The organism is Gordonia sputi NBRC 100414 (assembly GCF_000248055.1).
GTDB lineage: Bacteria > Actinomycetota > Actinomycetes > Mycobacteriales > Mycobacteriaceae > Gordonia > Gordonia sputi.
Genome location: NZ_BAFC01000093.1, coordinates 1 through 23,868 on the forward strand (window position 1 = coordinate 1; position 23,868 = coordinate 23,868).

Genomic DNA, 23,868 nt, shown 5'->3' on the forward strand with positions numbered 1-23,868 from the left:
CCCGCGGTCCCGGCCGCCTCGCTGGTGAGGCGGGCAACAAACTCGCGGGCCGCAGCGTCTGCGGCAACCACGTCGGCGGGATCGACCTCGGAAGCCTCCAACGCGATCGGATCGATCACGCTCGACGCATCGTCGTCGGTGAGGGTTGAGCCTTGCGGACTGCGGCTTGATTCGATCATGCTCGCCTCTTTCTCGTTCTCGCCTGTTCTCGCCCCTTGCTCATGGTCTCAGATCGGGGGCCTCGATGATCAGTCGGTGGCATATCACTCTGTGGCATACGAGTCGGTGACACATCACTTGGTGGCCGGCAGATGCTCGAGTGATCGAGCGACGGCACCGGTCAATTGGTGGTGAGCGTCCCCAGTGTCACCGACGCTGTGCGGGTCTGCCCATCCGCCACGTAGGTGACCGTCACCTTCTCGCCGGGTGCGTGCGAGCGCACCGCGGCGACCAACGCATCGCCCGACGCGATGTTCCTGTCGTCGAGTTTGGTGACGATCGCGTTCTTGGGGATACCCGCCTGCGCGGCAGGCCCACCGGCCGTGACGTCGGAGATCACAGCACCGGGCGTGCTCGCGGGACTGTTCGGCCGCACCGACACCCCGAGGCTGGCATGTGTCGCCTTGCCGCCGTTGTTACGGAGTTCGTTGGCGACGCGGATGGCCTGGTCGATCGGGATCGCGAAGCCGAGGCCGATACTGCCGCTCTGCTGCTGTTCGGATGCACCGAGCGATGCGATCGCGGTGTTGATGCCGATCAGGGCGCCCCTGGCGTTGACCAGAGCGCCACCCGAGTTACCCGGATTGATCGCGGCGTCGGTCTGAATGGCGTCGATCACCGACGTCGTGCCGCCGTCGCGCGAGGTTGATACGGGACGGTTCAACGCGCTGATGATGCCCGTGGTGACGGTTCCCTGAAGCCCGAGGGGTGCGCCGATCGCGATGACCGACTGCCCGACTGCAAGGTTCTTCGACGTTCCGACATTGATGGGTAGCAGGTCGTTCTTCTCCACCTTGATCACCGCGATGTCGGAGATCGAGTCGGCGCCGATCAGTTTCGCCGCTGCGCGCGTGCCGTCTTGGAAGTTCACCTGGATCGCCGACGGCTTGCCGCTGCCGGATGAACCGGCGACCACGTGGTTGTTGGTCATGATGTATCCGTCTTCGGAGAGGATGACGCCCGATCCCTCGCCCGCCTCCGAGCCGCTGACCACATCGATCGACACCACGGAAGGGAGCGTCTTGGCGGCGACCTCCTGCACTGACCCCGCTGGCGCGGCAGCAACGCTTTCGCTGTTGGTGTTCGGATCGCCGCCAAGCGGCGCCGAACTGCTCGACGTCGAATCATCGTCGGAGACCTTTGCTCCGACGACGCCGCCGATTCCGCCTGCGACCAAACCGATCACCAGTGCGCCACCGACAAGCGCAGCGATGAGCCCGCCGCGCGACTTCTTGGGCGGCGTCGGCTCACCCGCGTCAGGTGCGTCGAATCCTGTCGGAGGCCCCGGAGGCCCGGGCGGCGTCGTCGAACCCGTTGCGCTCCACGCCTGGTTGGGCTGCTGGCCCGCAGGTGGTCCGTAATACTGCTGCGTCGGTGGTGCACCGAAGCCCTGCTGCCCGCCCGGACTCTGCTGAGAATCGCCGTGACCCGAGCCGTACGCGGGAAATCCACCGGTATGCGGGTCGTTTCCGTACGGATTTCCCCCGTGCGGGCCTCCACCTGTCATCGTCGTGCTTCTTTCCTCGCCTTGTTCGGACCGCGCCTTGGCAGACCGCGGACCCATCGACCGATCTTCGACGCCGGACCGCACTTCCCGTCCGGCGCTCACTTGTTGCTCAACACTATTGGACCGTCTGCTCGCGTAGGTAAGCGATAGGCCGGAAGTGTCGTCTCCCGAAACTATTGACGAATCACCTTCGGTGAAGGTTCCACCGGAGTCGGGCGACCGGGCAGAGTCATCGTGATCATCGCGCCACCGAGACTCGACTGATCAGCGCGGACGGTCCCACCCATCCGGTCGACGACCTGCCGCACAATCGCGAGGCCGAGTCCCGAACCTGGCATCGACCGCGACTGCGTCGACCGATAGAAGCGTTCGAACACCAACTCCCGATCCTCCGGCGGGATACCAGGACCCGCGTCGGAGACGGAGAACTCGGCTGTGCCGGTATCGAGCTGTCGCAGCGTCACGAGTACCGAACGCCCACGCGGACTCCACTTGGCTGCATTGTCGAGGACGTTGACCACCGCACGCGAGAGCCCGTGCTGCTCACCGAATACGAACCACGGCTCGAGATGCACCTCGAATTCGACGTCAACGCGGCGTCGACGTACTCGCTCGAGCGCTGTCTCGACGAGTTCGTCGAGGTCGACCTCCTCGAAGACCACCTCGGGGGTGTCCTCGCGCGCGAGGTCGACGAGATCGCCCACCAGAGTGGACAATTCCTCGATCTGCGCCACGATGTCGGAGCGGAGTTCGATCATGTCGGCCGCGGGCACCGCGGGCGCGCCGGGTTCGCTTGCGGCCATGAGCAATTCGAGATTCGTGCGCAAAGACGTGAGCGGAGTACGCAATTCGTGGCCCGCGTCGGCAACGAGTCGCGCCTGCTGGTCACGCGACTGAGCCAACGCGCGCAGCATGGTGTTGAAACTCTCGGTGAGACGCGCCAATTCGTCGTTTCCCGCCACCGGGATCGGGGTGAGGTCCTGCGTGCGCGCGACCCGTTCGGTCGCGCGAGTGAGTCGGGCGACCGGTCGAAGACCCGCACGCGCGACCGTCATACCCGCAATCGCCGCGAGCGCGACGCCGCCACACCCCACGACGAAGAGGACCCACGCGAGTCGTTTGAGGACACGATCGGTGTGCAGCAGACTCTGCGCGAGGATGAGGGTGTTGCCGTCGTCGAGTTTGCGTGCGAGTACCCGTTGGTTGTTGACGGTCCGCAGACTCTGCAGGTTGTTCCCCGGATTCGACGGCGAGCGCGCGACTTTGCGCTCCACATCCTCGAACGGCACCGAGCCGACGAGGTAGGTTTGCCCGCTCGGTTTCACCAGAGCGAGAGAAATGTTGGTGGAGAACACCGTTCCCGCCACCAGCGACTCGGGCCTGTCGTTGAGTGTCCCCATCTTCGCGAGCGCGGTCATGCCGTCGGCGCGGGACTCGAGCTGGTTGTCGACCTCGTTGTACATCGCTCGGTACACCACGAAGTACGCGGCAGCGGCCATCAGGCCCACCGAGACCAAAACGACCGTCGCCGACAACAACGTGACGCGCAGGCGCAGCGAGACCAACCTGGTCAAGGGCATCGGGTCGCGCATTTCGCCCGACTTGCCCTCCGGACGCACCCGCAACCACATCCGTGCGAGGCGGAGTCGAAGCACAGACGGCACTACGGCGGCGTCTCACGTAGCACGTAGCCGACGCCGCGCACGGTGTGAATCAGCCTCGACTCGCCGTCGGCTTCGGTCTTGCGACGCAGGTATCCGACGTAGACCTCGAGCGCGTTGCCCGATGTCGGGAAGTCGTAGCCCCACACCTCTTCGAGGATGCGGCTGCGGGAGAGCACCCGACGGGGATTGGCCATCAGCATCTCCAGCAGCGCGAACTCGGTGCGGGTGAGGCTGATCTGGCGTTCGCCGCGCGAGACGTCGCGGGTCACCGGGTCGAGCGAGAGGTCGGCGAAGGTGAGCGCCTCCGAATCGGCGTCTTCCTCGGGTGCCGCGCGGCGCAGCAGTGCGCGCAGTCGCGCGAGCAGTTCTTCGAGAGCGAATGGCTTGGGCAGGTAATCATCGGCGCCGGCGTCGAGGCCGGAGACCCGCTCGGAGACGGTGTCGCGTGCGGTGAGCACCAGGATCGGCAGGTCGTCGCCGGTCGATCGGAGTCGGCGACACACCTCGAGACCGTCGAGCCGGGGCATCATCACATCGAGAATCGCCACGTCGGGCCGCTCGGCCACGATCTTCTCCAGCGCTTCGATGCCGTCACCCGCGGTGTCGACGGTGTATCCGTTGAACGTCAGCGAGCGGCGCAGCGACTCGCGGACCGCCCGGTCGTCGTCGACAACAAGAATGCGCATGTAGACAGTCTTATCGACTTCGACTGAGAACCCGCTGAGCAACGCGCCGATTACCGACAACTTCGTGACACTTCGCGGCCTTCGGCGGGTTGAGCATGCTTCGCAAACGTTTTTACCTGTCCGCAACCGCTCGCTCACGGAGCCGCACCCGAACGGTCGGACACTTGCGCGATGACAACAGACATCGCACTCGCGGAGGGCCCGGTCGAGTCGTCGAAAACACCGTGGTACCGATCGATGTTCATCTGGTTGCTGGTGGCGATCGTCGCGGGCATCGTCGTCGGGGCGGTGTGGCCGGACTTCGGCTCGGCCCTCAAACCGCTGGCAGACGGTTTCATCAAGCTGATCAAGATGTTGATCGCACCGATCATCTTCTGCACGGTGGTGCTCGGCATCGCCCACGTCGGCGACATGAAGGCCGTCGGGCGGATCGGGGTCAAAGCACTCATCTACTTCGAGGTCGTCACCACGTTTGCCCTGATCTTCGGGCTCGTGATCGGCAACATCGTCAAACCCGGTGCCGGTTTCAACGTGAACCCCGAAACCCTGGCGACCGGAGCCGAAGCCGTCGCGAAGAAGACCAGCAACGGCGAACTCCCCCACACTGTCGAGTTCTTGATGAACATCATCCCGACGTCGGCGATCTCCGCCTTCGCCGAGAACGAGTTGCTGCAGGTGCTGTTCTTCGCGGTCCTCTTCGGACTCGCGCTTGCCAAGATCGGCGAGAAGGCGCCCATCGTGCTGGGGTTTGTCGATCAGTCCAGCCACGTCTTCTTCACCATGATCGGCTGGATCATGAAGCTGGCTCCGCTCGGAGCATTCGGCGCGATGGCGTACATCATCGGCCAGTACGGCATCTCGTCACTGGGCAGCTACGGCAAACTCATCGCGTGCTGCTACCTCGCAGCGGTGCTGTTCATCCTGGTTCTCGGGGTGATCGTCCGGGTCTTCGCGGGCGTCAACCTGTGGAAGTTCATCGTCTATATCAAAGACGAGCTGTTCGTCGCACTCGGCACCGCGTCGACGGAAGTGGTGCTGCCGCGCATCATGACCAAGCTGACCTACGCGGGGTGTTCGCGGTCCGTCACGGGACTCGTTGTCCCGACCGGCTATTCGTTCAACCTCGACGGCGCGACCCTGTACCTCTCGATCTGTGTGCTGTTCCTCTCACAGGCGATGGGCGTGCACCTCAGCCTCGGCGAGCAGTTGACCGCGATGCTGGTGCTGATGCTGACGTCGAAAGGCATGGCGGGAGTACCCGGTTCGTCGTTCCTGGCATTGTCAGCCACGATCTCGGCCATCGGTCACGGATCGATTCCCGTTGCGGCCGTTGCCCTTCTGCTCGGCGCCGACCGCATCATGGACTCGATGCGGGTGTCGGTGAACCTGATCGGCAACTGCGTCGCCACCTTCGTCGTCGCCGCATGGGAGGGCGAACTCGACAAGGAGAGAATGGCACTCGTGCTCGCCGGCCAACCTGTCCCCCCGCTCGAGGAAACCAACCCGATCACCGGCGAGAAGCAATTGCTCCCCGAGGAGGAAGGGCTCGGCCTGCACACCGTCGAAGCCGAAACCAAGCAGGACTGAACCGCGCCGAAACCAAGCAGGACTGAACCGCGCAGAACTGAGAGTTGCAGGGCTGCACGGTTTCAGCGCAGGAAACGTCGAATGTGCTCGGCTGCTACCGCTTACGCCAGCCCGCAGCGCCGACCATGTCGCCCACGCGGGTGAACTTCACTCGCGGACGGCCTTGTTCGGAGCCGCGTCGACGTTCGATCCGGTCGATTGCGCGCATACCGCGATAGCCGATGACGTGGCGAGTTCGCTTGCGTAGCAACGAGCTGAACTCGCCGGGCTGACGCGTGGTACGACTCAGCTTGCCGTCGACCGCGTCGCGGATGAAGTCCTCGACCGTCAACTGGGCGCACTTCTTGTTCGCCCCGATGCCGCCACTCGGACCGCGCTTGGCCCAGCCGAGCACGTACGAACCGGGAATGATCTCGCCCGAGTCGTCGAGCATCCGTCCGTCGACGTTCGGGAACAGTCCACGAGCGTCGTCGAAAGGAAGTCCCGCAATGGGAACCGAGCGGTATCCGATGCTGCGCACGGCGAGGTCGGCGTCGATCCGATGCGTCTGCCCGCCGGTAGTGACGGTGACGCCTTCGACGCGCTCGTCACCGAGTATCTCGTCGGGAGTGCTGTGGAACAGGAACACGATTCGTCGGTGGTCGGGGTCCGCAGGCCCGGTCAGGTCGGGAACTCCGGCGCCGTCGGCGTCGTCGACGACGAGCACCTCGACACCCGGAATCGTCGACAGCGCACGGTATTCGGCCGACGTGTAGGCCGCGTGCGCCTGATCTCGACGACCGAGCAGGACAACCTCGTGGACGTTCTGCTGCTCCAGGATGCCCAGTGCGCGGTCGGCAATGTCGGTGGTGGCCAACAGTTCCGGTGGCGACACGAGGATTCGCGCGACGTCGAGGGCCACGTTTCCGGTTCCGACGATCACGGCGCGTCCGCTCGCCGGATCGGCGTCGGTCGAGCGACGGATCGGCGGAGCAGCGTCGGCGCCGGGCACCGCGTTGTACCAGGCGACGAGTTCGGTCGCCGACGTCGAGCCAGGCAGGTCCTCACCCGAAATGCCAAGGCGTCGTGACTCACTCGCGCCGACCGCGTAGAACACGGCGTCGAAGTGCTCGGCGAGTTCGGCGGGCGTGATCTGACCCTCCGACTCGCCGACCTCGACATTGGTCGCCATCGTGACGCGCGGGTCGCGGTAGAGCAGATCGAATCCGCGCAGGACGCCCTTGGTGCCGGGATGGTCGGGGGCGACGCCCGCGCGAACCAGGCCGCCGGGCGTGGGCAATTTGTCGATAACGGTGACCGAAGCCTCGGTGCGGTCGAGCAGCGTACGCAGCGCGTAGCCGCCCGACGGTCCGGTGCCAACCAGCGCAACACGAAGTCCCGCAGGCAATTTCGGAATCTCGGGGTAGACAACGTCAGACCAGCCCGACTTCACGTCCGGGTTGTTCTTGTAGTAGTCGGCGTTGATCTCGATGAAGACCTTGTCCCTGGTGCCGAGGTTCTCGGCCGGGAAGATCGCGTCGACAGGGCACGCGTCTGCACATGCACCGCAGTCGATGCAGGCCTGCGGATCAATGTGCAGGATGTCGGAGGTGCCGAAACCGCGCTCCTCCGGCGTCGGATGAATGCAGTTGACCGGACACACGGATACACATGCTGCGTCGCTGCAGCAGGACTGAGTGATGACGAACATCAGAGCATGTGCACTTTCCGGTAGTAGTACGCGGCGGGCTTGGTCAGGAGGCCGACCTCGTCGAGGAACTCCATGAGGTGCGCACAGCTACCGCGGATCATCGAGTGGAAGTGCGAGTTGGTATTCATCTCTGCGACAGCACGATCGGCGTCGAGCCCGGCGTCGACGAAGGCCTGACGCTGCACGAGGCTCGACACGATGAAGTAGCCACCGAGCGCGACGTAGAGCGCGCTGAACTGACGGCGGAACCAGCCGACACCCTTCATCGAATCGCGGACCTCTTCACGCGCGAACTTCATGTGGCGCGACTCTTCGAGGACGTGAATCTCGTTGACGGTACGGATGAACGGAAGCACGCGCTCGTCGCGCATGCAGCCGCGCTGGAAGACGTCGAGGACCTCTTCGGCGACCAGGATGCCCGCGAACGCGACCTCGTCCTTGGCGGTGCGCTTGAACAGCTTGCCCGCGCGACCGACCCACTTGGTGGGCTTGTACGACGTGCCGACCATCTTCTCCGACGCCTTGGCGAACATGATCGAGTGACGGCACTCGTCGGCGATCTCCGTGAGCGCGAACTGGAACTCATTGCTGTGATAGGCGCCGAGGTACTGGTCGCGGATGACCATCTCCTGCAGGATCATCTCGAACCAGATTCCGATATTCATGATCGACGCGAACTCGTGACGCGTCACCGAGATCCGCTGTTCCTCGGTCATCTCGTCCCAGTAGTCCGTGCCGTAGAGCGACGACCACTCCGGGCTGCACCCGTACTTGGTCGGGTCCATCGGAAGACTCCAGTCGATCTCCGTCATGGCGTTGCGCGAGAGCCGCGCCGCCGACGCAAGGAGACGCTCGGACACGACGTCGGCACCCTCGTCACGAAGACTCACGACGTTGCCGACGACGTCGTCGGTGGGTTCGGTGCGGTCCATTGCAGCAGTCATGGTGCTCGACTTCCCATCTCCGCCTGCGGCGGAACTCGGCGACCTGAATTTCAGTGGCACAGCGGTGAGGTGTTGACCCTCAGTTTTGTATCAACGACTAATGTCATATCAACGTTTGTTGTCAAGATAGCACCCAGGTGTGAGGTAGTAAACAACTCGGACATCTATACTGGCGAGTAAGTTACGGAAGCGGAACGTCGTCGCAGTTCAGAAGGGCAGGAACCTCATGTCATCGATCTTCATCACCGGTGGGGCCGCGGGTATCGGCCTGGCCACGGCGGAGCGTTTCGCACGCGAGGGGTGGACCGTCGGCGTGTACGACGTCGACAACGACGCGCTCGACAAGGTGAAGGCGAACCACCCCGATTTCATCACCGGCAAGATCGACGTCCGCGACCCCAAGGAGTGGGACGACGCCCTCGCCGACTTCACAGCACACACCGGCGGAACCCTCGACGTCCTCGACAACAACGCCGGCGTGCTCACCGAGGGCAAGCTCGCCGACATCTCCCCCGACGCCGTGCGTCGCCAGATCGACATCGACGCCCTCGGCGTGACGCTGGGAGCTCAGGCCGCACACAAGTACCTCAAGAAGACGCCGGGCTCGCACCTGGTGAACATCGCCTCGGCGTCGGCGATCTATGGGCAGCCGGGCATCGCCACCTACAGCGCCAGCAAGTTCTACGTCGCGGGACTCACCGAGGCACTCGAGCTCGAGTGGGAACCCGACGGCATCCGCGTCGTGAGCATCTGGCCGCTGTGGGCCAAGACCGCGCTGGCGGCCAACGGCGCCAAGTCGACCAAGACGCTGGGCGTGCGGATCACCCCCGAGCAGGTCGCCGACAAGATCTGGGAGTCGGTCCATCCCACCAAGAATGATCTGCGGCTGCACCGCACGAGTTACTCCGTCGGCACCCAGACGCTCTTCCTGGGCAACGCGGCAAAGTTCATCCCCAACTCGCTCAACCGACTGGTGAACAAGGTCATCGCTCAGTAGTCACCCGAGACGGGCGGTGAGAGGTGTATCGCCGCCCGTCACCCGCGACGACGCCGGTTGTAGCCGACGCCGCGTGGCGCCATCGGCAGCCGCCAACCGAGGACGAGCGCAACCAGGCGTAGCAGTGCGCCGACGATGAGTCCTGCGATGACCCAGACCTGCGACGGCAGGTCGGAGTACGTTCTGCCGATCGCGACTACCGCGGCAGCGACGATTGCGGGCACCGCGTAGAGATCGGCTGGTTGCAGGAGCAACGGAATCTCGTTGGCGAGCACGTCGCGCAGGACGCCACCGCCGATCGCCGCGAGCATCCCGATGAGGGTTGCGGCGAAGGCGTGCGCGTGATGGTCGATCGCGATACTCGCGCCGGTGGCGGCGAACAATCCCATGCCGATCGCGTCGAGGACAACGATGGTCCGACGCAGCAGCGCAAACGACGGATGAAAGATCACGGTCACCAGCGCGGCGATCAGTGCTGTCGTGACGGGGACCCAATTGTCGAGCGCCGAGGGCGGGGTGATGCCGAGCAGAAGATCGCGCAGAATGCCGCCGCCGACTCCGGTCAGCACCGCAACCGTCGCGATCCCCCAGATGTCGAAGTCCTTTCGGATTCCGACCAACGCTCCCGACGCAGCGAACACCCCGATACCCGCGATGTTCAAGATCGCAAGCAGCATCGGCACCTCGCTTTCACGGCGACCACCCGCGCTTTCACGGTGTACTTCCGCACTGGAGGACTTTCACGGCGTAGTTCCGGAGGAGTGCACATCCAGGCGTACTTCCACAGAACAGCACAACTGCCGCAACGTCTGGGACGTTGCGGCAGTTGTGCTGGATTAAGTCGCTGAGGTTATGTCGCGATCAGCGGCGGTCGAGATCGATGATGCCAGCGCGCGCAGCCTTGACCAGACGACGCGGGATGCGCTGAGCGACACCGTTCACCTTGACCTCCTGCAGCGCGGGGTTGTCCGCTTTCCACTGCGAACGACGGCTGCGGGTGTTGGCCCGCGACATCCGGCGCTTCGGTACAGCCATGGTTGTGCCCTTCTCTACTGTGTCCTTACGGACTGTGTCTCACTGTGGTCCTCGCGGACAGGTCACTGTGGTCCTCGCGGACCTGCAACCGTGGCCCTCGCGGACCGTGCCCTCAGGTCGTCCGTTCTCCACAGAGTGGGGCGTCGACCGGCGTGGTGGACGTGCCACGCAACCCTCGGGCGCAGCACGCAACCTCTCTAGACTACCGGTCGCGCGGTCAACCTCCAAAACGACGGGAGTGAATGGCGCCGACGTCGGGCGCGATCAGCCTCTGTCAGTACGTCGAGCTGTCGCTCAGATCCCAGTTGCCCGAGCTCAAGAACGCAATCCAATAGATGACCCCGATGACCACGCCGATCGCGCCGATGATGATGCCCGCGAGTGCCATCCCGTCGCCCTTCTGGGTTCCATTGGAGGCACTGATCTGTTTACGCGCGACGAAACCCAGCACGATGCCCACCGCCGGGACCACGATGGTGAAGCAGCACGCAAGGGTTCCGACAATCGACACGATCAGCGACGCGATCGCCATACCGTTCGTCGTCTGCCCCGCTGGATAGCCGGGCTGACCGTACGCGGGCTGACCGTACGCGGGTTGTCCGTACGCCTGCTGGCCATAGCCGGGCTGACCGTACGAGGACTGGCCGTAGGGCGGTTGACCGTACGGTGACTGCCCGGACTCGGCGGACGACTGACCGAAACCCTGCGGCGTGCCGTAGTCGGGCTGCGCCGAGGACTGGCCGTACTGGGGCGTCGAGCCGTAGTCGGGGGTCGAGCCGGGTGTCTGGCCGGGTGTCTGACCGTAGTCGGGTGTCTGGCCGTATTGCGGAGCCTGCGAGCCGGAGCCGTAGTCGGGTGTCTGGCCGTACTGCGGAGCCTGCGAGCCCGAGCCGTAGTCGGGCGTCGAACCGTACTGCGGCGGCTGGTACGTCGACTCGCCCTGCGAGGGCGGGCCGTAGGCGGAGGGGTCGAACTTGGTCGTCGGAGGCTCAGGTGATCCGCTGCCGGCCGGCGGAGTTGAACCCGAGGCCCCCGAACCCGAGGCCGCTGAACCAGAGGCCCCCGAACCAGCTGAGCCGGAGCTTGGCCGCTTGATCAGCGAGGTGGCATCGTCGCTCGGCGTCGACCCAGGTGCGTCGGCGCTGGGTGAGCCGGAAGCGTCGGAGCCGGTCGAGTTCTGGTCTGGGCGCTCTGGATCCGATGCGCTCGAACCTCCATACGGAGTGGACATCTGCGTTCACCTCTCTGGGTTCGCCCCTTTGGGTTCCCTCGTTGGGATCGCCGTCGGCGTTATCGCCGCACCGACCGTACTGTCAGAGGGACCGGGCACGCCCCGCAGGGCGTGGTCACTCCAATGCTGCCGCCAGCTTAGTGAAAAGCGCACAAGCCCGGCTGCATACACTCATCCGAGTGTCAGGCGTCGTCTCAGGTTTCACCGTCATCTTCATTCTGGTGGCCATCGGATTCGCCCTGGGCCGGACGCAGATCCTCGGTGAACACGCCCATGACGTGCTGTCGCGACTGGTGTTTTTCGTCTGCACGCCGGCGCTGCTGTTCTCGTCGCTGGTGACCTCCGACCTCTCGGTCATCTTCTCGTCGACGCTCGTCATCGCAGGAGTCTCGGCGTTTGCGACCGGAACGCTCTACATCGTGATCGCGCGCGGGGTGCTGCGACGTCGCGAGGTGCCGGAGCTGACCATCGGCGCGCTCTCGTCGTCGTACGTCAACAGCGTCAATCTCGGTCTACCGATAGCGATCTTCGTTCTCGACGACGCCTCGTTCATCGCGCCGTTGCTGCTGTTTCAGATTCTGATCTACTCGCCGCTGGCGTTGGGCGTCCTCGACGTCACCGCGTTGGACCGCACCGCGGGAAAGTCGGTGCTGCGCGACACCCTGCGACTCCCCCTGACCAACCCGATCGTGATCGGCGGGCTGATCGGAGTGGTCGTCTCGCTGATCGGGTGGCATCCGCCCACCGCGATCCTCGAACCGATGAAAATGCTCGGCAGTGCGTCGGTGCCCGCGGCGCTCCTGGCATTCGGAATGTCGCTGACAGGCGTGCCGCTGTTCAAGAAGGGGCAGAGTCCGCGGCGCGAGGTCGCACTCGCGACCGTACTCAAGATGCTGTTCATGCCCACGTTGGTCTACGTGATCGCGCGATGGGGGTTCGGCGAGTCAGGACACACGTTGTTCGCACAGGTCGTGATCGCGGCGCTGCCGACCGCCCAGAACGTGCTGGTCTACGCGACGCGGTACCGGCGGGGGCAGGTACTCGCGCGCGACACCGCACTGCTCACCACCCTGGTATCGATCCCCGTCATCGCGGTGATCGCGTGGTTGCTGGCCTGAGCGACCGAGTTGCGGCGGAATCCCCTCAGTTGCGTGGGACGCTCGGGGGCATTTTTGTACCCCTGTGTCCCACGCAACTCGAGCCAGATCGTCAGTCGACGTCGACGGACCCGGTCGCGAACTCGCCCGCGGCACCGAGCGCGATCTCTTCTTCACGCTGGTGCGCCGTCAGGTGGTGCGGGCTTCGACGTGGAATCCCGAAGGCCGCGAGCAGGGCAGCGAGCGCGAACGCTCCGGCGCCGAGCAGGAACGCGGCGCGGTAGGCGTTCTCCGTCGGAAGCGAGACCGCGGTGCCACCCACGACGTGAATCGCGACCTCGGCAGCGAGCACGGTGATGATGACCGCGCTGCCGATCGCGCCACCGACCGTGCGCATGATGGAGTTGATCGAATTGGCGATGCCGGTTTCATGCGGCTCGACATTTTCGACCAGGAGCGCAGGCATGGCCGAATATGCCGCGGCCACAGCCACATTCGCAACGATGAGGCCGGCGATCATCTCGCCGGTGTTCTCGTGCAAGAAGGTCAGCATCAGCATTCCGACCACGCCGATCACGCTCGCACCGAGCAGCACGATGCGGGGACCCACACGGCCGACCAGTCCGCCCGCGACCGGGCCTACGAGGATCGACACGATCGCGCCGGGAAGCATGAACGCCACACTGGTCCGTAGGACAGAGGCGCCGAAGCCGTAGCCCGCCAACGCATCCGGCGTCTGCACGAAGTACGTCGCGCCGAGGAACACGCTGAACATCGCGAACCCGACGCACAGCGACGCGACGTTCGTGGCGAGAACTGCTCGCTGCTTGAGCAGGTCGACGGACACCAGCGGCTCGCCGCGTCGACTCTGCAGTATCCAGAAGCCGCCGAGCACGACGACGGCGGCGACGTAGAGGCCGATCACACGTGCCGACCCCCAGCCCCACGTGTGGCCCTGCGACGTCGGCAGCAGGAGGCACACCAGACCGATCGCGAGCACCAGCGCACCGAAGTAGTCGACGCGACCGCCCGTTCCCGGTCGAGACGGAATCGCGAAGATCACGAGCACCAGAACGACGGCCGACATCGCCACACACAGCCAGAAGATGCGCCGGTAGTCGGCGCCGCCCTGTGTCAGCAGACCTGTTGCCACGAGCGCCAGCCCGCTACCGACTCCCAACGACGACGCCGTGATCGCCATCGCCCCGGTGAGACGTTCGCGGGGCAGCTCCTGCCGCAGCACGCTGATCGCCAGCGGGAAGAGTCCGAAGCTCGCACCCTGCAACACGCGACCGACGATGAGCAAGTCGATCGAATTCGCCAGCGCCGCAATGAGACTGCCCACCAAGGTGATCAGCAGCACCGCGACGATCACTCGCTTGTGCCCGTAGACGTCGCCGAGACGCCCGAACAGCGGAGTGAATGCCGACGCCGCCAGCATCGTCGCCGTGGTCACCCATCCGACAGTCGTCAGCGAGACGCCGAGCTGCTCACCGATCTGCGGCAGCGCGGGCACCGCGAGGGTCTGAATCATCGAGAGCAACAGCACCGACGCCGCCGCGGCAACGACGATCAGTGCTGTCGACGAGCGCACCTTCGAGGGTGCCTGCTCCGGAGCTGCCGCTTGTGTCATACGGGACAATCTAGAACAAAATCGACGCTTCGTCGATTTTTGTCGACGACTAGTCGAAATTGTCCGGATTTCCTACTATGGAGGTATGACGACCAAGGCGCCCGACGATTCGCAGGCCAACCCGGCCCGCCGTAGAGGTGCTCGCACCAAGGGCGACGAGCGTGAAGATCAGATTCTGAGCGCGATGCGTTCACTTCTCGCCGACCATCCGATCGACGACGTCACCATCGACGACATCTCTTCTGCGGCAGGCATTTCACGAACGAGCTTCTACTTCTACTTTCCGTCGAAGCAGGCCGTCCTCACGACGCTCATGGAACGGATCTGGGACGACTTCGCCAGCACTCACGACTGGTTCGACGCCGTCGGACCCGACCCCGACGGCCTGCGCGAGCAACTCGACGCCGTCGCCGCGATCTGGCAGACGAACGGATCGATCATGGCGTGCGCAGCCCGGACCGGATACACCTCCGGTTACGCGCCGCTACAGGACTTCCTCGCGCGAGCACGCGCCCGATTCGTCGAACGACTCGCCGCCAAGATCGAGCGCGATCGATCAGCGGGGCTGGCGCCCGACGGTCCGCCCGCCGCCAATTTGGCAACCCTGGTGGCCGTGATGCGCGACGCAGGCCTGAGCGAACTGACATCGTCCGCGGGCACGGTCCCCGCGAGGGACGCGCTCGACACACTCACCGTTGCCATCCTGCGGATGATCTACGGTCGCATCGACTGACGACGCCGCGCGAGCGCGATCAACAGCACCGCGCGAGCGCGATCAACAGCACCGCGCGGGCACGATCAACAGCACCGCGATCAACGACGCTCCTTGCGCTTGACGTCCACCCCGCCCATCAACGCGAATCCGGTGACGTGGACCGTCGGAGCGCCGGGGCGCCCGGGCCCCTCGTCCTTGCTCTCGAATCCGCCCATGATGGCGAGACCACCGACCTCGAGGGCCACATCCGGCGGAACGATGACGTCGACGCCACCCATGATCGCCACACACTGGACAGTCAGCACGGGTTCGGTGAACTCGACCTCTCGCAGATCGATCTCGACGCCGCCCATGACCGCGGTCGCCTCGAGCTGATCAGCAACCGCCGCATGGCCTTTCAGCTCCGAGCCGGACATGATCGCAAGTCGATGCCGCACCGGCTTACGCCCCGACCCCGTGCCGGGACGCGTCACGCCCGTCGGGTACGGATCGCCGGGTCGCGGCAGGGGCACGCCGAGTTGTCCGACGGGAAGATCGTCGGTCAATGCGTCGAGATCGCCGAAAGTCTTTGCGGTAGAGGCCTTCAGCGCCCGCTCCTCGTATTCGCTCGGCGTCAGCGCGCCGCTGGTCATCGCCGCGGAGAGGATCTGGTGCACGAGTTCGCGGTCGGCGTCGGCCGCTCTGAGTCGGTGATCGGGCGCAGGCGTACCGCCGGGAGCCGCGGCCTCGTGCTGGGCGGGACCGAGCTTGGTCAGGTCGGGCTTGGCGGGCTCAGCGTTTGCCTGCTCAGCGTTGGCCGGCTCAGGCTTGCCCGACTCGGGCTTTGTCAGATCCGGCCCGGTCGATTCAGGAGCTGCCGGGTCATGCCCAGTCGAATCGGGTTCTGGCAGTTCGGGCTCTGGCAGTTCGGCGGGAACGCTCATACCGTCGACGTTAGTGATCGCATGCGGCGCCCGACACCCTGAAATACCCTGACTCGTCCCCTGATTTCTCCGAGATCCGCCCCACGCGCCGATCAGCCGCGGCGCGGACGCCGTGACCGCAGGTAGTCTCCAACCACCGCGGCGCCGAGTCCGTCGACGTCTGGGGCCACCACGCGACCGCCGATCCTGCGGGCGATCTGGTCCATGAAGTGCGCGAGGCCGGGGTCCTCGCCCAGCCGGAAGAACGTGACCTGCGCACCCATCCGTGCGACGTGGTCGAGTTCGCGCACGGTGAGCGCGATGGTCTGCGGGTGCGGCGGATAGAAGAAGAACGGCTCGCCGCTCGGGTCGAGGTGCGCGGTGGGCTCGCCGTCGGTGACGACGAGGACCACCGGCTGCGCGTTGGGAAATCTCCGCAGGTGCCGCTGTGCGAGCAACAGTGCGTGGTGCAGGTTGGTTCCCTGTTCCATCCGTGGCTGCAGCCCGGTGAGTTCGGCGATGTCGATGCTGCGGGCATATCGTCCAAACGCGATCACTTCGAGTTCGTCGCTCCGAAACCTGGTGGAGATCAAGTGATTCAGCGCGATCGCGGTCCGCTTCATCGGCGTCCAGCGACCCTCCATCTCCATTGAGAACGACGTGTCGACCAGCAGCACCACCGCGGCCTGTGTCCGCGCCTCGGTGTCGGCGACCTCGACGTCGCGGACCGAAATGTGCACACCGTCGCGAGCCATCGCCGACGGCGCGTTCACGGGATCGGAACTCTCGGAGATGGTGCGCAACACCGCATTCGAGACAGTTCTCGTGACATCCCACGGGTCGGTGTCGCCGAACTCCCACTCGCGCGTCGCCCCGGTAGGCTCGCCGAGCAATCCTGATTTGCGGGTCTGTCGGTCACCCCGACGCCCCGACATCTGGTCGGCGATGTCACGAAAGATGGTCTGCCCCAACTGCCTCATCGCCTTGGGGCTCAGCCGCAGAGTCCCGTCAGACGTGCGGTCGAAGAATCCCTGCTCGGTCAACGCCTTCTCGAGCTCGGCGAGTGTTCGGGCGTCGACCGCCGCCTGGTCGCCGAGTTGTCGTGCGAGGGCGTCGAGGTCGATGTCGTCCATGCGCGCGCCAGCGTACTGCTGCGAGAGTTGCTCGGAGAGCGCGTCGAGTTCGGAGATGTCGCGCAGCGCCGCCGCACCCTGCCCCAGTCCCATCTGCTGATCGCCCGAGAACGACTCGCCGCCATCCCAATCGAGGCCGGGCCTGGCCTCGCGCAGCGCCGAATCCATTTGCGCGAGTTGATTCATCAGGTCGGGTGACCCGAACGCCTGCTGCGCGAGCTGATCGAGCTCTGCTCGCTGTTCGGGCGTGAGCGAGTTGTAGAACTGCTGTGCCGCGGCGGCACGTTGCGCGAGCGAGTCGATGAGTTCTTCTGTGTTGCGCGGGTTTTCGGGGAAGTACTCGCCGTGATTGCGCATGAAGTCGTCGAATTGCTCAGCGGTGTCCTCGCCGCGATTGTGTGCGTCGAGAAGCTTGTTGAGGTCGGTGAGCATCTCGGAGATGGCCTCACGGTCCTGATCGGTGGCACCCTCGAGCGCTTCTTTCATTCCCGCGAAACGCTGGTCGAGCAGTTCTCGCCCGAGCAGATCCTTGATCTTCTCGAAGTCCTCGCGCGCCTGAGGACTCCGCCAGTTGTACTCCGACAGTTCCTCGACGGCCTGGGCGGTCGACGGCGGCAAACTCCCGATCTGCATCTCGGCGAAACGCGCGTCGTCGTCGAGGTCGCGTGCGAGTTGCTTGCGCTCCTCGAGTACCGCGCGGTCGAGGAGCTCGCGGATCTCATTGAACGTTCCGTCGAGGTTCCGTTGCTTCAACAGCTCCTGCCGCCGACGGTTGACCTCTTCGCGCAGCTTGTCCAGCCCGCGCATGTCCTGAGTCCCGCGCCGCAGGAATTCGCGCAACGCGCGCTGCGGCGACGCCCCCGCCATCACGTCGTCGCCGATCTCCTCGAGCGCTTCGCGGAGATCGACCGGCGGCGCAAGCGGGTCGGGGCCACCGGTGTACCGCTGATAGCGCGAACGGTGAAAGTTCTTCTGAGCCATGTGTATACGTCCAGCCCGATGTCGTACGGCCGAGATCAGCCGTAGATGGTCTGCCCCTCGTCGTCGGCTTCCTTGCCGATGCGACGGGCCAGAAATAGTCCCTCGAGCGCCAATTCGAGTGCGCTCGCACGCTCACCGTCGGCCTCGGCGTCGAGACGCTCGGCGATGCCGTCGAGGACACCGGCCGTCGTCTCGGGTGAGGGGATCGACGCCAAGAAGTCCGACGCCGTGACCCTGTCGCCGGTGACGACGGGCTCTCCGTTCTCCAGGGCGTCGACGAGCGGCGCCATGTCGATGCCGCCGAGGTGTGCGCGCACGGTGTCAGCGACGGATTTGCGGAGCAGGTGCTCGAGGATCTCGAGCTCGCGCCCCTCCTCACCCGACTCGAACTCGATCTTGCCGCGCAGCACCTCAATCACCGATTCGAGGTCGACGACGCGCGCAACGGGCACGTCCTCCCCGGTCACGGTGGCGCGATGCAACGCTGCGGCGGCGACGGTCTCTGCGGCCGCGATCGAGAACCTCGCCGAGACGCCCGACCGCTGATCGATCGACGGATGGTCACGCGCGTAGCGGGTGAAGCGGGCGAGGATCTCGGTGATGAACGTCGGAACCGTCGCCGTGAGGTCGGCTTCCTGCTCGATGACGGAGATCTCGTCGTCGAGTTCTAGTGGGTAATGCGTCCGGATCTCGGCGCCGAAGCGGTCTTTGAGTGGTGTGATGATGCGGCCGCGGTTGGTGTAGTCCTCGGGGTTCGCGCTCGCCATGACCAGCACGTCGAGCGGAAGCCGCAGCGTGTAGCCGCGCACCTGAATGTCGCGCTCCTCCATCACGTTGAGCATGGAGACCTGGATGCGTTCGGCAAGGTCGGGCAGCTCGTTGATGGCGACGATGCCGCGGTGCGCACGTGGAATGAGTCCGAAGTGAATGGTCTCCGGATCGCCGAGGCTGCGCCCCTCGGCCACCTTCATGGGGTCGATGTCGCCGACGAGGTCTGCAACGGAGGTGTCGGGTGTCGCGAGCTTCTCGCTGTAGCGCTGGCTACGGTGACGCCACTCGATCGGGAGCTCGTCGAGAAGTGCGGCCGCACGTCGAACCGACGCGGGCGTGATCGGCTCGTACGGATGCTCGCCGAGTTCAGAGCCCTCGATGACCGGCGTCCACTCGTCGAGCAAGCCGACCAATGTGCGCAGAATGCGCGTTTTGCCCTGACCGCGTTCGCCGAGCATGACCACGTCGTGGCCTGCGATCAGCGCACGCTCGAGCTGCGGGATGACCGTTGCCTCGAACCCGACGATTCCCGGCCACGGGTCGTCGCCCTCGCGAAGCGCGGTGAGCAGATTGTGGCGGATCTCGTCACGCACACTGCGCTGCACATGGCCGCTGGCACGCAGCTCACCGACGGTTCTTGGTGAGGGTGGGCGACTTTCGGTGGTTTGGGAGTTGGATGTGGTGAAGTTCTCCTCTGGCACCTTCTCCACGGTACTCCCGTCGACGTCGCGGGCGCCGGGTTCACGACTGCGTTCGCCGCTGGACTCAAGGACGCCAGGCGGGATCGCGACCGATGAATCCGACGAGCCGCGTGACCGGATCGGCGTCGTCGTCGACGGGCACCGCCGGTCCGTACTGACCTGAGGATCGCAGCAGCTCCTCGATACCGGTCATGCCGTCGAGCAGTCGTTGCGCGAACACGGGGTCGAGGTCGGGGGCGCGACCTCCCGCCGCCGCGAGATCCCACGTGTGCATGAAGACGTCGGCCGTATAGAACTGATCGACCGCGTCGGCGAGGCGATGTTCACCGACCATCGGGTGCGCGAAAGCCGAGTCCGACGACGGGCCGTCGAGCAATTCCCCGATCGCCGCGCTGCGCGCCTGCCAGGCGGCGAGTGGGTCGTCGGCGACTGTCGGGCCGTCGGGTAGCTGCACTCCCCCGGCGGCGAGGAAGCCCGCGAACCAGTCGACGAGATGAGCGACGACGTCGCGCGCCACCCATCCATCGATGGGCGTCGGAGCATCCCAGTCTTCTACTGCTGCAACCTCTTCGGCGAATCCGTTCGCGACGATGCGATGCCGGTCGGCCGGGGTGAGCTCGGTGAGCGACGTCGTCATGTCAGAGTTCTCCGAGCAGGCCGTCGAGCTTGGCGTAGCCCTCGTTGACCCCGACCTCCATGCCCGACGACAACCAGCCATCGCGGGCTTCGAAACTGTCGCAAAGGGATTGGGCGTGCAGGCGCGTGGTGCCATCGCCGAGGTCCTCGAAGTGCAGCGTCTCGAGCGCCACCTGATCGGGCATGCCCTCCCAGGTGAAGGTCTGCACGATCGTGTCGTCGGACACCGTGTGGAAGCAACCGCGGAAGGCGAATTCGTCGTCGTCGCGCGATGACACATAGCGCCAACTCCCACCGTTGCGGACGTCCCACTCGACGATCCTGCTACTGATCGAGTCCGGCCCCACCCAGCGCACGAAGAGCTCGGGATCGGTGTGTGCCTTCATCAATTGGGCTGGGGTGCCACGGAAGTCGCGTGTGATGCGGATTATCGGCACCTCCTTGTCGGCCTCGATGGTGGCTTCCGGATAGCGCGTCTGCGTGCTCATGATGCCTTGCCCTTCTTCGTCGGTGTCTCGTCGCCGCGGCGAACCGCGTCGCTCATCTGTGCGTCGTTCATCTGTACGTCGTTCATCTCTGCCAGTACGGCGTCGAGACGCTGATAGCGATCCTCTGCCGCGCGGCGATACCGCTCGATCCACTTGGTCATGAGGTCGAACACCTCGGCTTCCAGATGGACAGGACGGGTCTGCGCCTCCCGGGTGCGGGTCACCAGGCCTGCGTCTTCGAGCACTTTCAGATGCTTCGAGACCGCCTGGATGCTGACGTCATAGGGCTCGGCGAGCTGACCGACCGTCGCGTCACCGACCGCGAGCCGCGCGACCATGTCACGCCGGGTCGGGTCTGCCAGCGCGGCGAATACTCTGGACAGCTCGTCTGCCACTCGTCCTCCTCAACCGTTTGGTTGAATACGAGTGTGCGACGGGGCCATTGGATTGTCAACCCTTTGGTTGAATACTCCGCGCGCCGCACTTGTCGCTGGTCGAGCTTGTCGAGACCACCCGCTGGCCGAACGCACCCGTCGCTGGTCGAGCGCACTTGTCGCTGGTCGAGCTGAACCCGCTGGTCGAGCCGAACCCGCTGGCCGAGCGCACCATCGCTGGTCGAGCTTGTCGAGACCACCCGCCGATCGAGCGCACCCATCGCTGGTCGAGCTTGTCGAGACCACCCGCTGGTCGAGCTTGTCGAGACCACCCGCTGGTCGAGCTGGACGCGTCGCCGGTCGAGCGCACCCGTCGCTGGTCGAGCTTGTCGAGACCACCCGCTGGTCGAGCTTGTCGAGACCACCCGCTGGTCGAGCTTGTCGAGACCACCCCGCTGGCCGAGCTGCCCAGCCAAAGTGGTTTCGACTCGGGTGCTCGCTGCGCTCGCGCCCGCTCAACCAGCGGAAGACGGGCCCGGCCCGCTGCTCGAGCTGAATCCGCCAAAGTGGTTTCGACTCGGGTGCTCGCTGCGCTCGCGCCCGCTCAACCAGCGGAAGACGAGCCCAGCCACCCCGCTAGTCGAACTGACCCGGATCCTCGCTACGCTCACGCCCGCTCAACCAGCGGAACACGGCCCCAGCCCGCTGGTCGAACTGACCCGGATCCTCGCTACGCTCGCGCCGGCTCAACCAGCGGCCGACGGGCCAAGCGGCTCGTCGCCGCGGAGCGTGATGCGGTGCATCACTCGGCGGTTGTCGCCGTAGTCGCGGTTCGCATAGTGCAGGGTATTGCGGTTGTCCCACAGCACCAGGTCGCCGAGGCGCCAGCGGTGTCGCACAATGTGTTCCGGCTTCGTCAGGTGCGCGTAGAGCAGATCCAGAATGCCGCGGCTCTCGGCGTCGGACACGCCCTCGATGTGCGACGTGAAGCCCGGGTTGACGAACAGCGATTTGCGCCCGGTCTCCGGATGCACTCGCACGACGGGGTGGGTCACCGGAACCAACTCGGTGACTTCCTTTCCGTCCCAGACGTTTCCGCGACCGCCACGACGCTGCTTCAGGTAGTAGCCGAACTCCCGGTTACCGTCGTGCACGGCAGAAAGATCTTCGACGAGGCGCTGCACCGGAGCCGACAGCGACTCGTATGCGAGCTCCGCGTCGGCCCAGTTCGTGTCGCCTCCGTTGCGCGGCAACACAACCGGGCGCAGGATCGAGCCCATTGGCGGTCGGGGCATGAACGTGACGTCGGTGTGCCAGACGTCGGCGAAACCGTTGTCGGTGCTGTCGAGCGAGTACACCTCGGCGGGCACGTCGCCGCTGTTCCACACGGGGTGTCCCGCGGTGAGATCGCCTATGCGACGGCCGAATTCGACGTGCGATGCGTCGTCGAGCTGTTGGTCGCGCAGCACGATCACCTTGTACTCGATCAGCGCGGCCCGGATGGCGCGGATCTCGTCGTCGGAGGCCGAGGCGACGTCGACGCCGCGGATTTCGGCGCCGAATCGTGGGCCGAATTCGTCGATGTCGAACTCGACACCCGACGCGACCGTTGCCGTCGGATCAATAGGCGTCGAATCAAGCGGGGCTTGCGCGCCGGTACGTGAGGATTCAGGAAGTGAAATGGTCATGGTGGGTCCTTCTCGGGGAGTCGTTAAGTGGTTGCGAGTCCGAGAGAGACCGGCGGCGAGCCGTGGTGGCTGCCGTCTGCCCATGTCATCCGGTGAATCATCTGCGCGTACCCCTGCTGCTCCTGAAAGGCCGTGGTCCGCGCCGACCCACCGTCGACAACAGAGTCCCACACACGACACCGATCGGCAGCGCGAAGCGTGCCGGCGGGTGCGATGAGGTGGGAGGTTGTGCTCACATCACCTGTTTAGTCACCGACGAGCAGACCGAACAGGGTTTACCGCAGCGCGATAAAAACCCCGACACTCACTTCTTCCCCGTGGATTCGCCGCGCGCCGCACTCTTGACCGCGCTCGCGATCTCGGTGCGTAGGACGGTGTACTCGGCGGAGTCCCTGATGTCGTCGGCGCTGACACCGGTACGCGGAATCGGCGACGAGATGTCGAGCGCCACCCGACCGGGACGGCTGGTCAACACCACGATCCGCGATCCGAGGAACGCGGCCTCCTCCGCACTGTGCGTCACAAAGACATTCGTGCGACCCAGCTCCGCACTCACAGTGCGAACATCCTCCTGAAGCGTCTCTCGAGTCAGTGCGTCGAGAGCCGCGAACGGCTCGTCGAGCAGGAGCAACGACGTGTCGCCTGCCAACGCACGCGCGATGGCGACGCGCTGCTGCTGACCACCCGAGATCTCCCAGATTCGACGATTCGCCGTGTCGGACAATCCCACTCGCGCGAGCAGTTCCTCCCGACGTGCCGGCCGATCCGAACGCGGGACGCCTGCGTACTTCAACGCGAGGTCGACGTTGCCTCCGACGGTGCGCCACGGAAACAGCCTCGGCTGCTGAAACACCACGCCAGACGAGCTGCCGGGCACCGGCTTTCGTCCGGAGACCTCTACGACGCCCGACGCGGGGTCCTCGAATCCGGCGATCAGCCTCAGGAGCGTCGACTTGCCACAGCCCGACGGCCCGACGAGCACGAGTACTTCACCGGGGTCGACCTCGAGGTCGACCGGCCCGACGGCGGTCACGGCGTCGGTGCCCTTGCCGTACCGCTGCGTCACGCCGCGCAGGCTGATGCTGCCTTCACCCTGCGCCGCAGCGGGACTCGACGCCGCTTGGCTGTCGGTCACCGTCGCGTCGGCCTTCTGAGCATCGGCCTTCTCGGCGTCGACCTTGCTGCCGCT

The 23,868-nt window shown here is 65.3% G+C and carries 21 protein-coding genes; 4 read left to right on the forward strand and 17 right to left on the reverse strand.

The window, feature by feature from the left end; genetic code table 11:
* Positions 1-340: 340 nt before the first annotated feature.
* The 3 genes from GOSPT_RS15115 to GOSPT_RS15125 all read right to left on the reverse strand — a co-directional run bounded on the left by GOSPT_RS15115 (position 341) and on the right by GOSPT_RS15125 (position 4,076).
* Positions 341-1,726, reverse strand: a complete 1,386-nt coding sequence (locus GOSPT_RS15115) for a S1C family serine protease (RefSeq protein ID WP_005207264.1) — start codon at positions 1,724-1,726, stop codon at positions 341-343.
* Between the two features lie 173 nt (positions 1,727-1,899).
* Positions 1,900-3,357 carry a sensor histidine kinase gene (locus tag GOSPT_RS15120; protein ID WP_051993944.1) on the reverse strand — a complete coding sequence of 486 codons (1,458 nt, stop codon included), beginning with the start codon at positions 3,355-3,357 and terminating at the stop codon, positions 1,900-1,902.
* A 32-nt stretch (positions 3,358-3,389) separates the two neighbouring features.
* Positions 3,390-4,076 (reverse strand): response regulator transcription factor, encoded by a 687-nt coding sequence (locus GOSPT_RS15125; RefSeq protein ID WP_005207267.1) that lies wholly within the window; start codon positions 4,074-4,076, stop codon positions 3,390-3,392.
* A gap of 171 nt (positions 4,077-4,247) precedes the next feature.
* Here GOSPT_RS15125 and dctA point away from each other — a divergent pair, with 171 nt between their 5' ends.
* On the forward strand, positions 4,248-5,663 hold the full coding sequence (gene dctA / locus GOSPT_RS15130; protein WP_005207268.1) for a C4-dicarboxylate transporter DctA: 1,416 nt from the start codon (positions 4,248-4,250) through the stop codon (positions 5,661-5,663).
* A gap of 94 nt (positions 5,664-5,757) precedes the next feature.
* Here the strand turns inward: dctA and GOSPT_RS15135 are convergent, their stop codons facing one another.
* Together GOSPT_RS15135 and GOSPT_RS15140 are read right to left on the reverse strand one after the other, a co-directional pair.
* Entirely contained in the window at positions 5,758-7,353 is a 1,596-nt protein-coding gene (locus GOSPT_RS15135; protein ID WP_005207270.1) for a 4Fe-4S binding protein, read from the reverse strand.
* Positions 7,353-8,297, reverse strand: a complete 945-nt coding sequence (locus GOSPT_RS15140; protein WP_005207271.1) for an AurF N-oxygenase family protein — start codon at positions 8,295-8,297, stop codon at positions 7,353-7,355. The genes GOSPT_RS15135 and GOSPT_RS15140 overlap by 1 nt, the downstream gene beginning before the upstream one ends.
* Positions 8,298-8,523: 226 nt before the next feature.
* Between GOSPT_RS15140 and GOSPT_RS15145 the strand changes: the two genes are divergently transcribed.
* The gene (locus tag GOSPT_RS15145; RefSeq protein ID WP_005207272.1) at positions 8,524-9,294 is read left to right on the forward strand and encodes an SDR family oxidoreductase; all 771 of its coding nucleotides are present in this window, start codon (positions 8,524-8,526) and stop codon (positions 9,292-9,294) included.
* 38 nt (positions 9,295-9,332) lie between these two features.
* Here GOSPT_RS15145 and GOSPT_RS15150 read toward each other — a convergent pair whose 3' ends face one another.
* From GOSPT_RS15150 to GOSPT_RS15160, 3 genes are all read right to left on the reverse strand, one after another.
* Positions 9,333-9,971, reverse strand: a complete 639-nt coding sequence (locus GOSPT_RS15150; RefSeq protein ID WP_005207273.1) for a trimeric intracellular cation channel family protein — start codon at positions 9,969-9,971, stop codon at positions 9,333-9,335.
* A gap of 184 nt (positions 9,972-10,155) precedes the next feature.
* Positions 10,156-10,329: a 50S ribosomal protein L32 gene (gene rpmF / locus GOSPT_RS15155; protein WP_005174583.1), complete on the reverse strand. Its 174-nt coding sequence runs from the start codon at positions 10,327-10,329 to the stop codon at positions 10,156-10,158.
* A gap of 274 nt (positions 10,330-10,603) precedes the next feature.
* A complete protein-coding gene (locus GOSPT_RS15160; protein WP_005207274.1) occupies positions 10,604-11,560 on the reverse strand; it encodes a DUF4190 domain-containing protein in 957 nt (318 codons plus the stop codon).
* 179 nt (positions 11,561-11,739) lie between these two features.
* On the opposite strand from GOSPT_RS15160, the gene GOSPT_RS15165 reads away from it, so the two are divergent.
* The gene (locus tag GOSPT_RS15165; RefSeq protein ID WP_005207275.1) at positions 11,740-12,678 is read left to right on the forward strand and encodes an AEC family transporter; all 939 of its coding nucleotides are present in this window, start codon (positions 11,740-11,742) and stop codon (positions 12,676-12,678) included.
* Positions 12,679-12,769: 91 nt separating this feature from the next.
* Here GOSPT_RS15165 and GOSPT_RS15170 read toward each other — a convergent pair whose 3' ends face one another.
* Positions 12,770-14,290, reverse strand: coding sequence for an MFS transporter (locus tag GOSPT_RS15170; protein WP_051993946.1), 1,521 nt, complete (start codon positions 14,288-14,290; stop codon positions 12,770-12,772).
* A gap of 85 nt (positions 14,291-14,375) precedes the next feature.
* Between GOSPT_RS15170 and GOSPT_RS15175 the strand changes: the two genes are divergently transcribed.
* Complete coding sequence (locus GOSPT_RS15175) at positions 14,376-15,023, forward strand: TetR/AcrR family transcriptional regulator (protein ID WP_005207277.1); 648 nt, start codon at positions 14,376-14,378, stop codon at positions 15,021-15,023.
* Positions 15,024-15,103: 80 nt separating this feature from the next.
* Here the strand turns inward: GOSPT_RS15175 and GOSPT_RS15180 are convergent, their stop codons facing one another.
* From GOSPT_RS15180 to GOSPT_RS15225, 8 genes are all read right to left on the reverse strand, one after another.
* The gene (locus GOSPT_RS15180) at positions 15,104-15,760 is read right to left on the reverse strand and encodes a DUF1707 SHOCT-like domain-containing protein (protein WP_083837487.1); all 657 of its coding nucleotides are present in this window, start codon (positions 15,758-15,760) and stop codon (positions 15,104-15,106) included.
* Between the two features lie 260 nt (positions 15,761-16,020).
* A complete protein-coding gene (locus GOSPT_RS15185; RefSeq protein WP_005207279.1) occupies positions 16,021-18,021 on the reverse strand; it encodes a vWA domain-containing protein in 2,001 nt (666 codons plus the stop codon).
* A gap of 35 nt (positions 18,022-18,056) precedes the next feature.
* Positions 18,057-19,502, reverse strand: coding sequence for a sigma 54-interacting transcriptional regulator (locus tag GOSPT_RS15190; protein WP_005207280.1), 1,446 nt, complete (start codon positions 19,500-19,502; stop codon positions 18,057-18,059).
* Between the two features lie 55 nt (positions 19,503-19,557).
* Positions 19,558-20,130, reverse strand: a complete 573-nt coding sequence (locus GOSPT_RS15195; protein WP_005207281.1) for a maleylpyruvate isomerase family mycothiol-dependent enzyme — start codon at positions 20,128-20,130, stop codon at positions 19,558-19,560.
* A 1-nt stretch (position 20,131) separates the two neighbouring features.
* Positions 20,132-20,620 carry an SRPBCC family protein gene (locus tag GOSPT_RS15200; protein ID WP_039856209.1) on the reverse strand — a complete coding sequence of 163 codons (489 nt, stop codon included), beginning with the start codon at positions 20,618-20,620 and terminating at the stop codon, positions 20,132-20,134.
* Positions 20,614-21,012, reverse strand: a complete 399-nt coding sequence (locus GOSPT_RS15205) for an ArsR/SmtB family transcription factor (protein ID WP_005207283.1) — start codon at positions 21,010-21,012, stop codon at positions 20,614-20,616. Before GOSPT_RS15205 ends, GOSPT_RS15200 begins: the two co-directional genes overlap by 7 nt.
* Before the next feature lie 725 nt (positions 21,013-21,737).
* Positions 21,738-22,679, reverse strand: coding sequence for a TauD/TfdA dioxygenase family protein (locus GOSPT_RS15215; protein WP_005207284.1), 942 nt, complete (start codon positions 22,677-22,679; stop codon positions 21,738-21,740).
* A 304-nt stretch (positions 22,680-22,983) separates the two neighbouring features.
* Positions 22,984-23,814, reverse strand: coding sequence for an ABC transporter ATP-binding protein (locus GOSPT_RS15225; RefSeq protein ID WP_039856210.1), 831 nt, complete (start codon positions 23,812-23,814; stop codon positions 22,984-22,986).
* Positions 23,815-23,868 lie beyond the last annotated feature (54 nt).

Excerpts from the sequence above, each read along its gene's own strand:
- GOSPT_RS15115 (WP_005207264.1), bottom strand. The coding sequence starts at position 1,726 with ATGACAGGTGGAGGCCCGCACGGGGGAAATCCGTACGGAAACGACCCG.
- GOSPT_RS15120 (WP_051993944.1), bottom strand. The coding sequence starts at position 3,357 with ATGTGGTTGCGGGTGCGTCCGGAGGGCAAGTCGGGCGAAATGCGCGAC.
- GOSPT_RS15125 (WP_005207267.1), bottom strand. The coding sequence starts at position 4,076 with ATGCGCATTCTTGTTGTCGACGACGACCGGGCGGTCCGCGAGTCGCTG.
- dctA (WP_005207268.1), top strand. The coding sequence starts at position 4,248 with ATGACAACAGACATCGCACTCGCGGAGGGCCCGGTCGAGTCGTCGAAA.
- GOSPT_RS15135 (WP_005207270.1), bottom strand. The coding sequence starts at position 7,353 with ATGTTCGTCATCACTCAGTCCTGCTGCAGCGACGCAGCATGTGTATCC.
- GOSPT_RS15140 (WP_005207271.1), bottom strand. The coding sequence starts at position 8,297 with ATGACTGCTGCAATGGACCGCACCGAACCCACCGACGACGTCGTCGGC.
- GOSPT_RS15145 (WP_005207272.1), top strand. The coding sequence starts at position 8,524 with ATGTCATCGATCTTCATCACCGGTGGGGCCGCGGGTATCGGCCTGGCC.
- GOSPT_RS15150 (WP_005207273.1), bottom strand. The coding sequence starts at position 9,971 with ATGCTGCTTGCGATCTTGAACATCGCGGGTATCGGGGTGTTCGCTGCG.
- rpmF (WP_005174583.1), bottom strand. The coding sequence starts at position 10,329 with ATGGCTGTACCGAAGCGCCGGATGTCGCGGGCCAACACCCGCAGCCGT.
- GOSPT_RS15160 (WP_005207274.1), bottom strand. The coding sequence starts at position 11,560 with ATGTCCACTCCGTATGGAGGTTCGAGCGCATCGGATCCAGAGCGCCCA.
- GOSPT_RS15170 (WP_051993946.1), bottom strand. The coding sequence starts at position 14,290 with ATGACACAAGCGGCAGCTCCGGAGCAGGCACCCTCGAAGGTGCGCTCG.
- GOSPT_RS15175 (WP_005207277.1), top strand. The coding sequence starts at position 14,376 with ATGACGACCAAGGCGCCCGACGATTCGCAGGCCAACCCGGCCCGCCGT.
- GOSPT_RS15185 (WP_005207279.1), bottom strand. The coding sequence starts at position 18,021 with ATGGCTCAGAAGAACTTTCACCGTTCGCGCTATCAGCGGTACACCGGT.
- GOSPT_RS15195 (WP_005207281.1), bottom strand. The coding sequence starts at position 20,130 with ATGACGACGTCGCTCACCGAGCTCACCCCGGCCGACCGGCATCGCATC.
- GOSPT_RS15215 (WP_005207284.1), bottom strand. The coding sequence starts at position 22,679 with ATGACCATTTCACTTCCTGAATCCTCACGTACCGGCGCGCAAGCCCCG.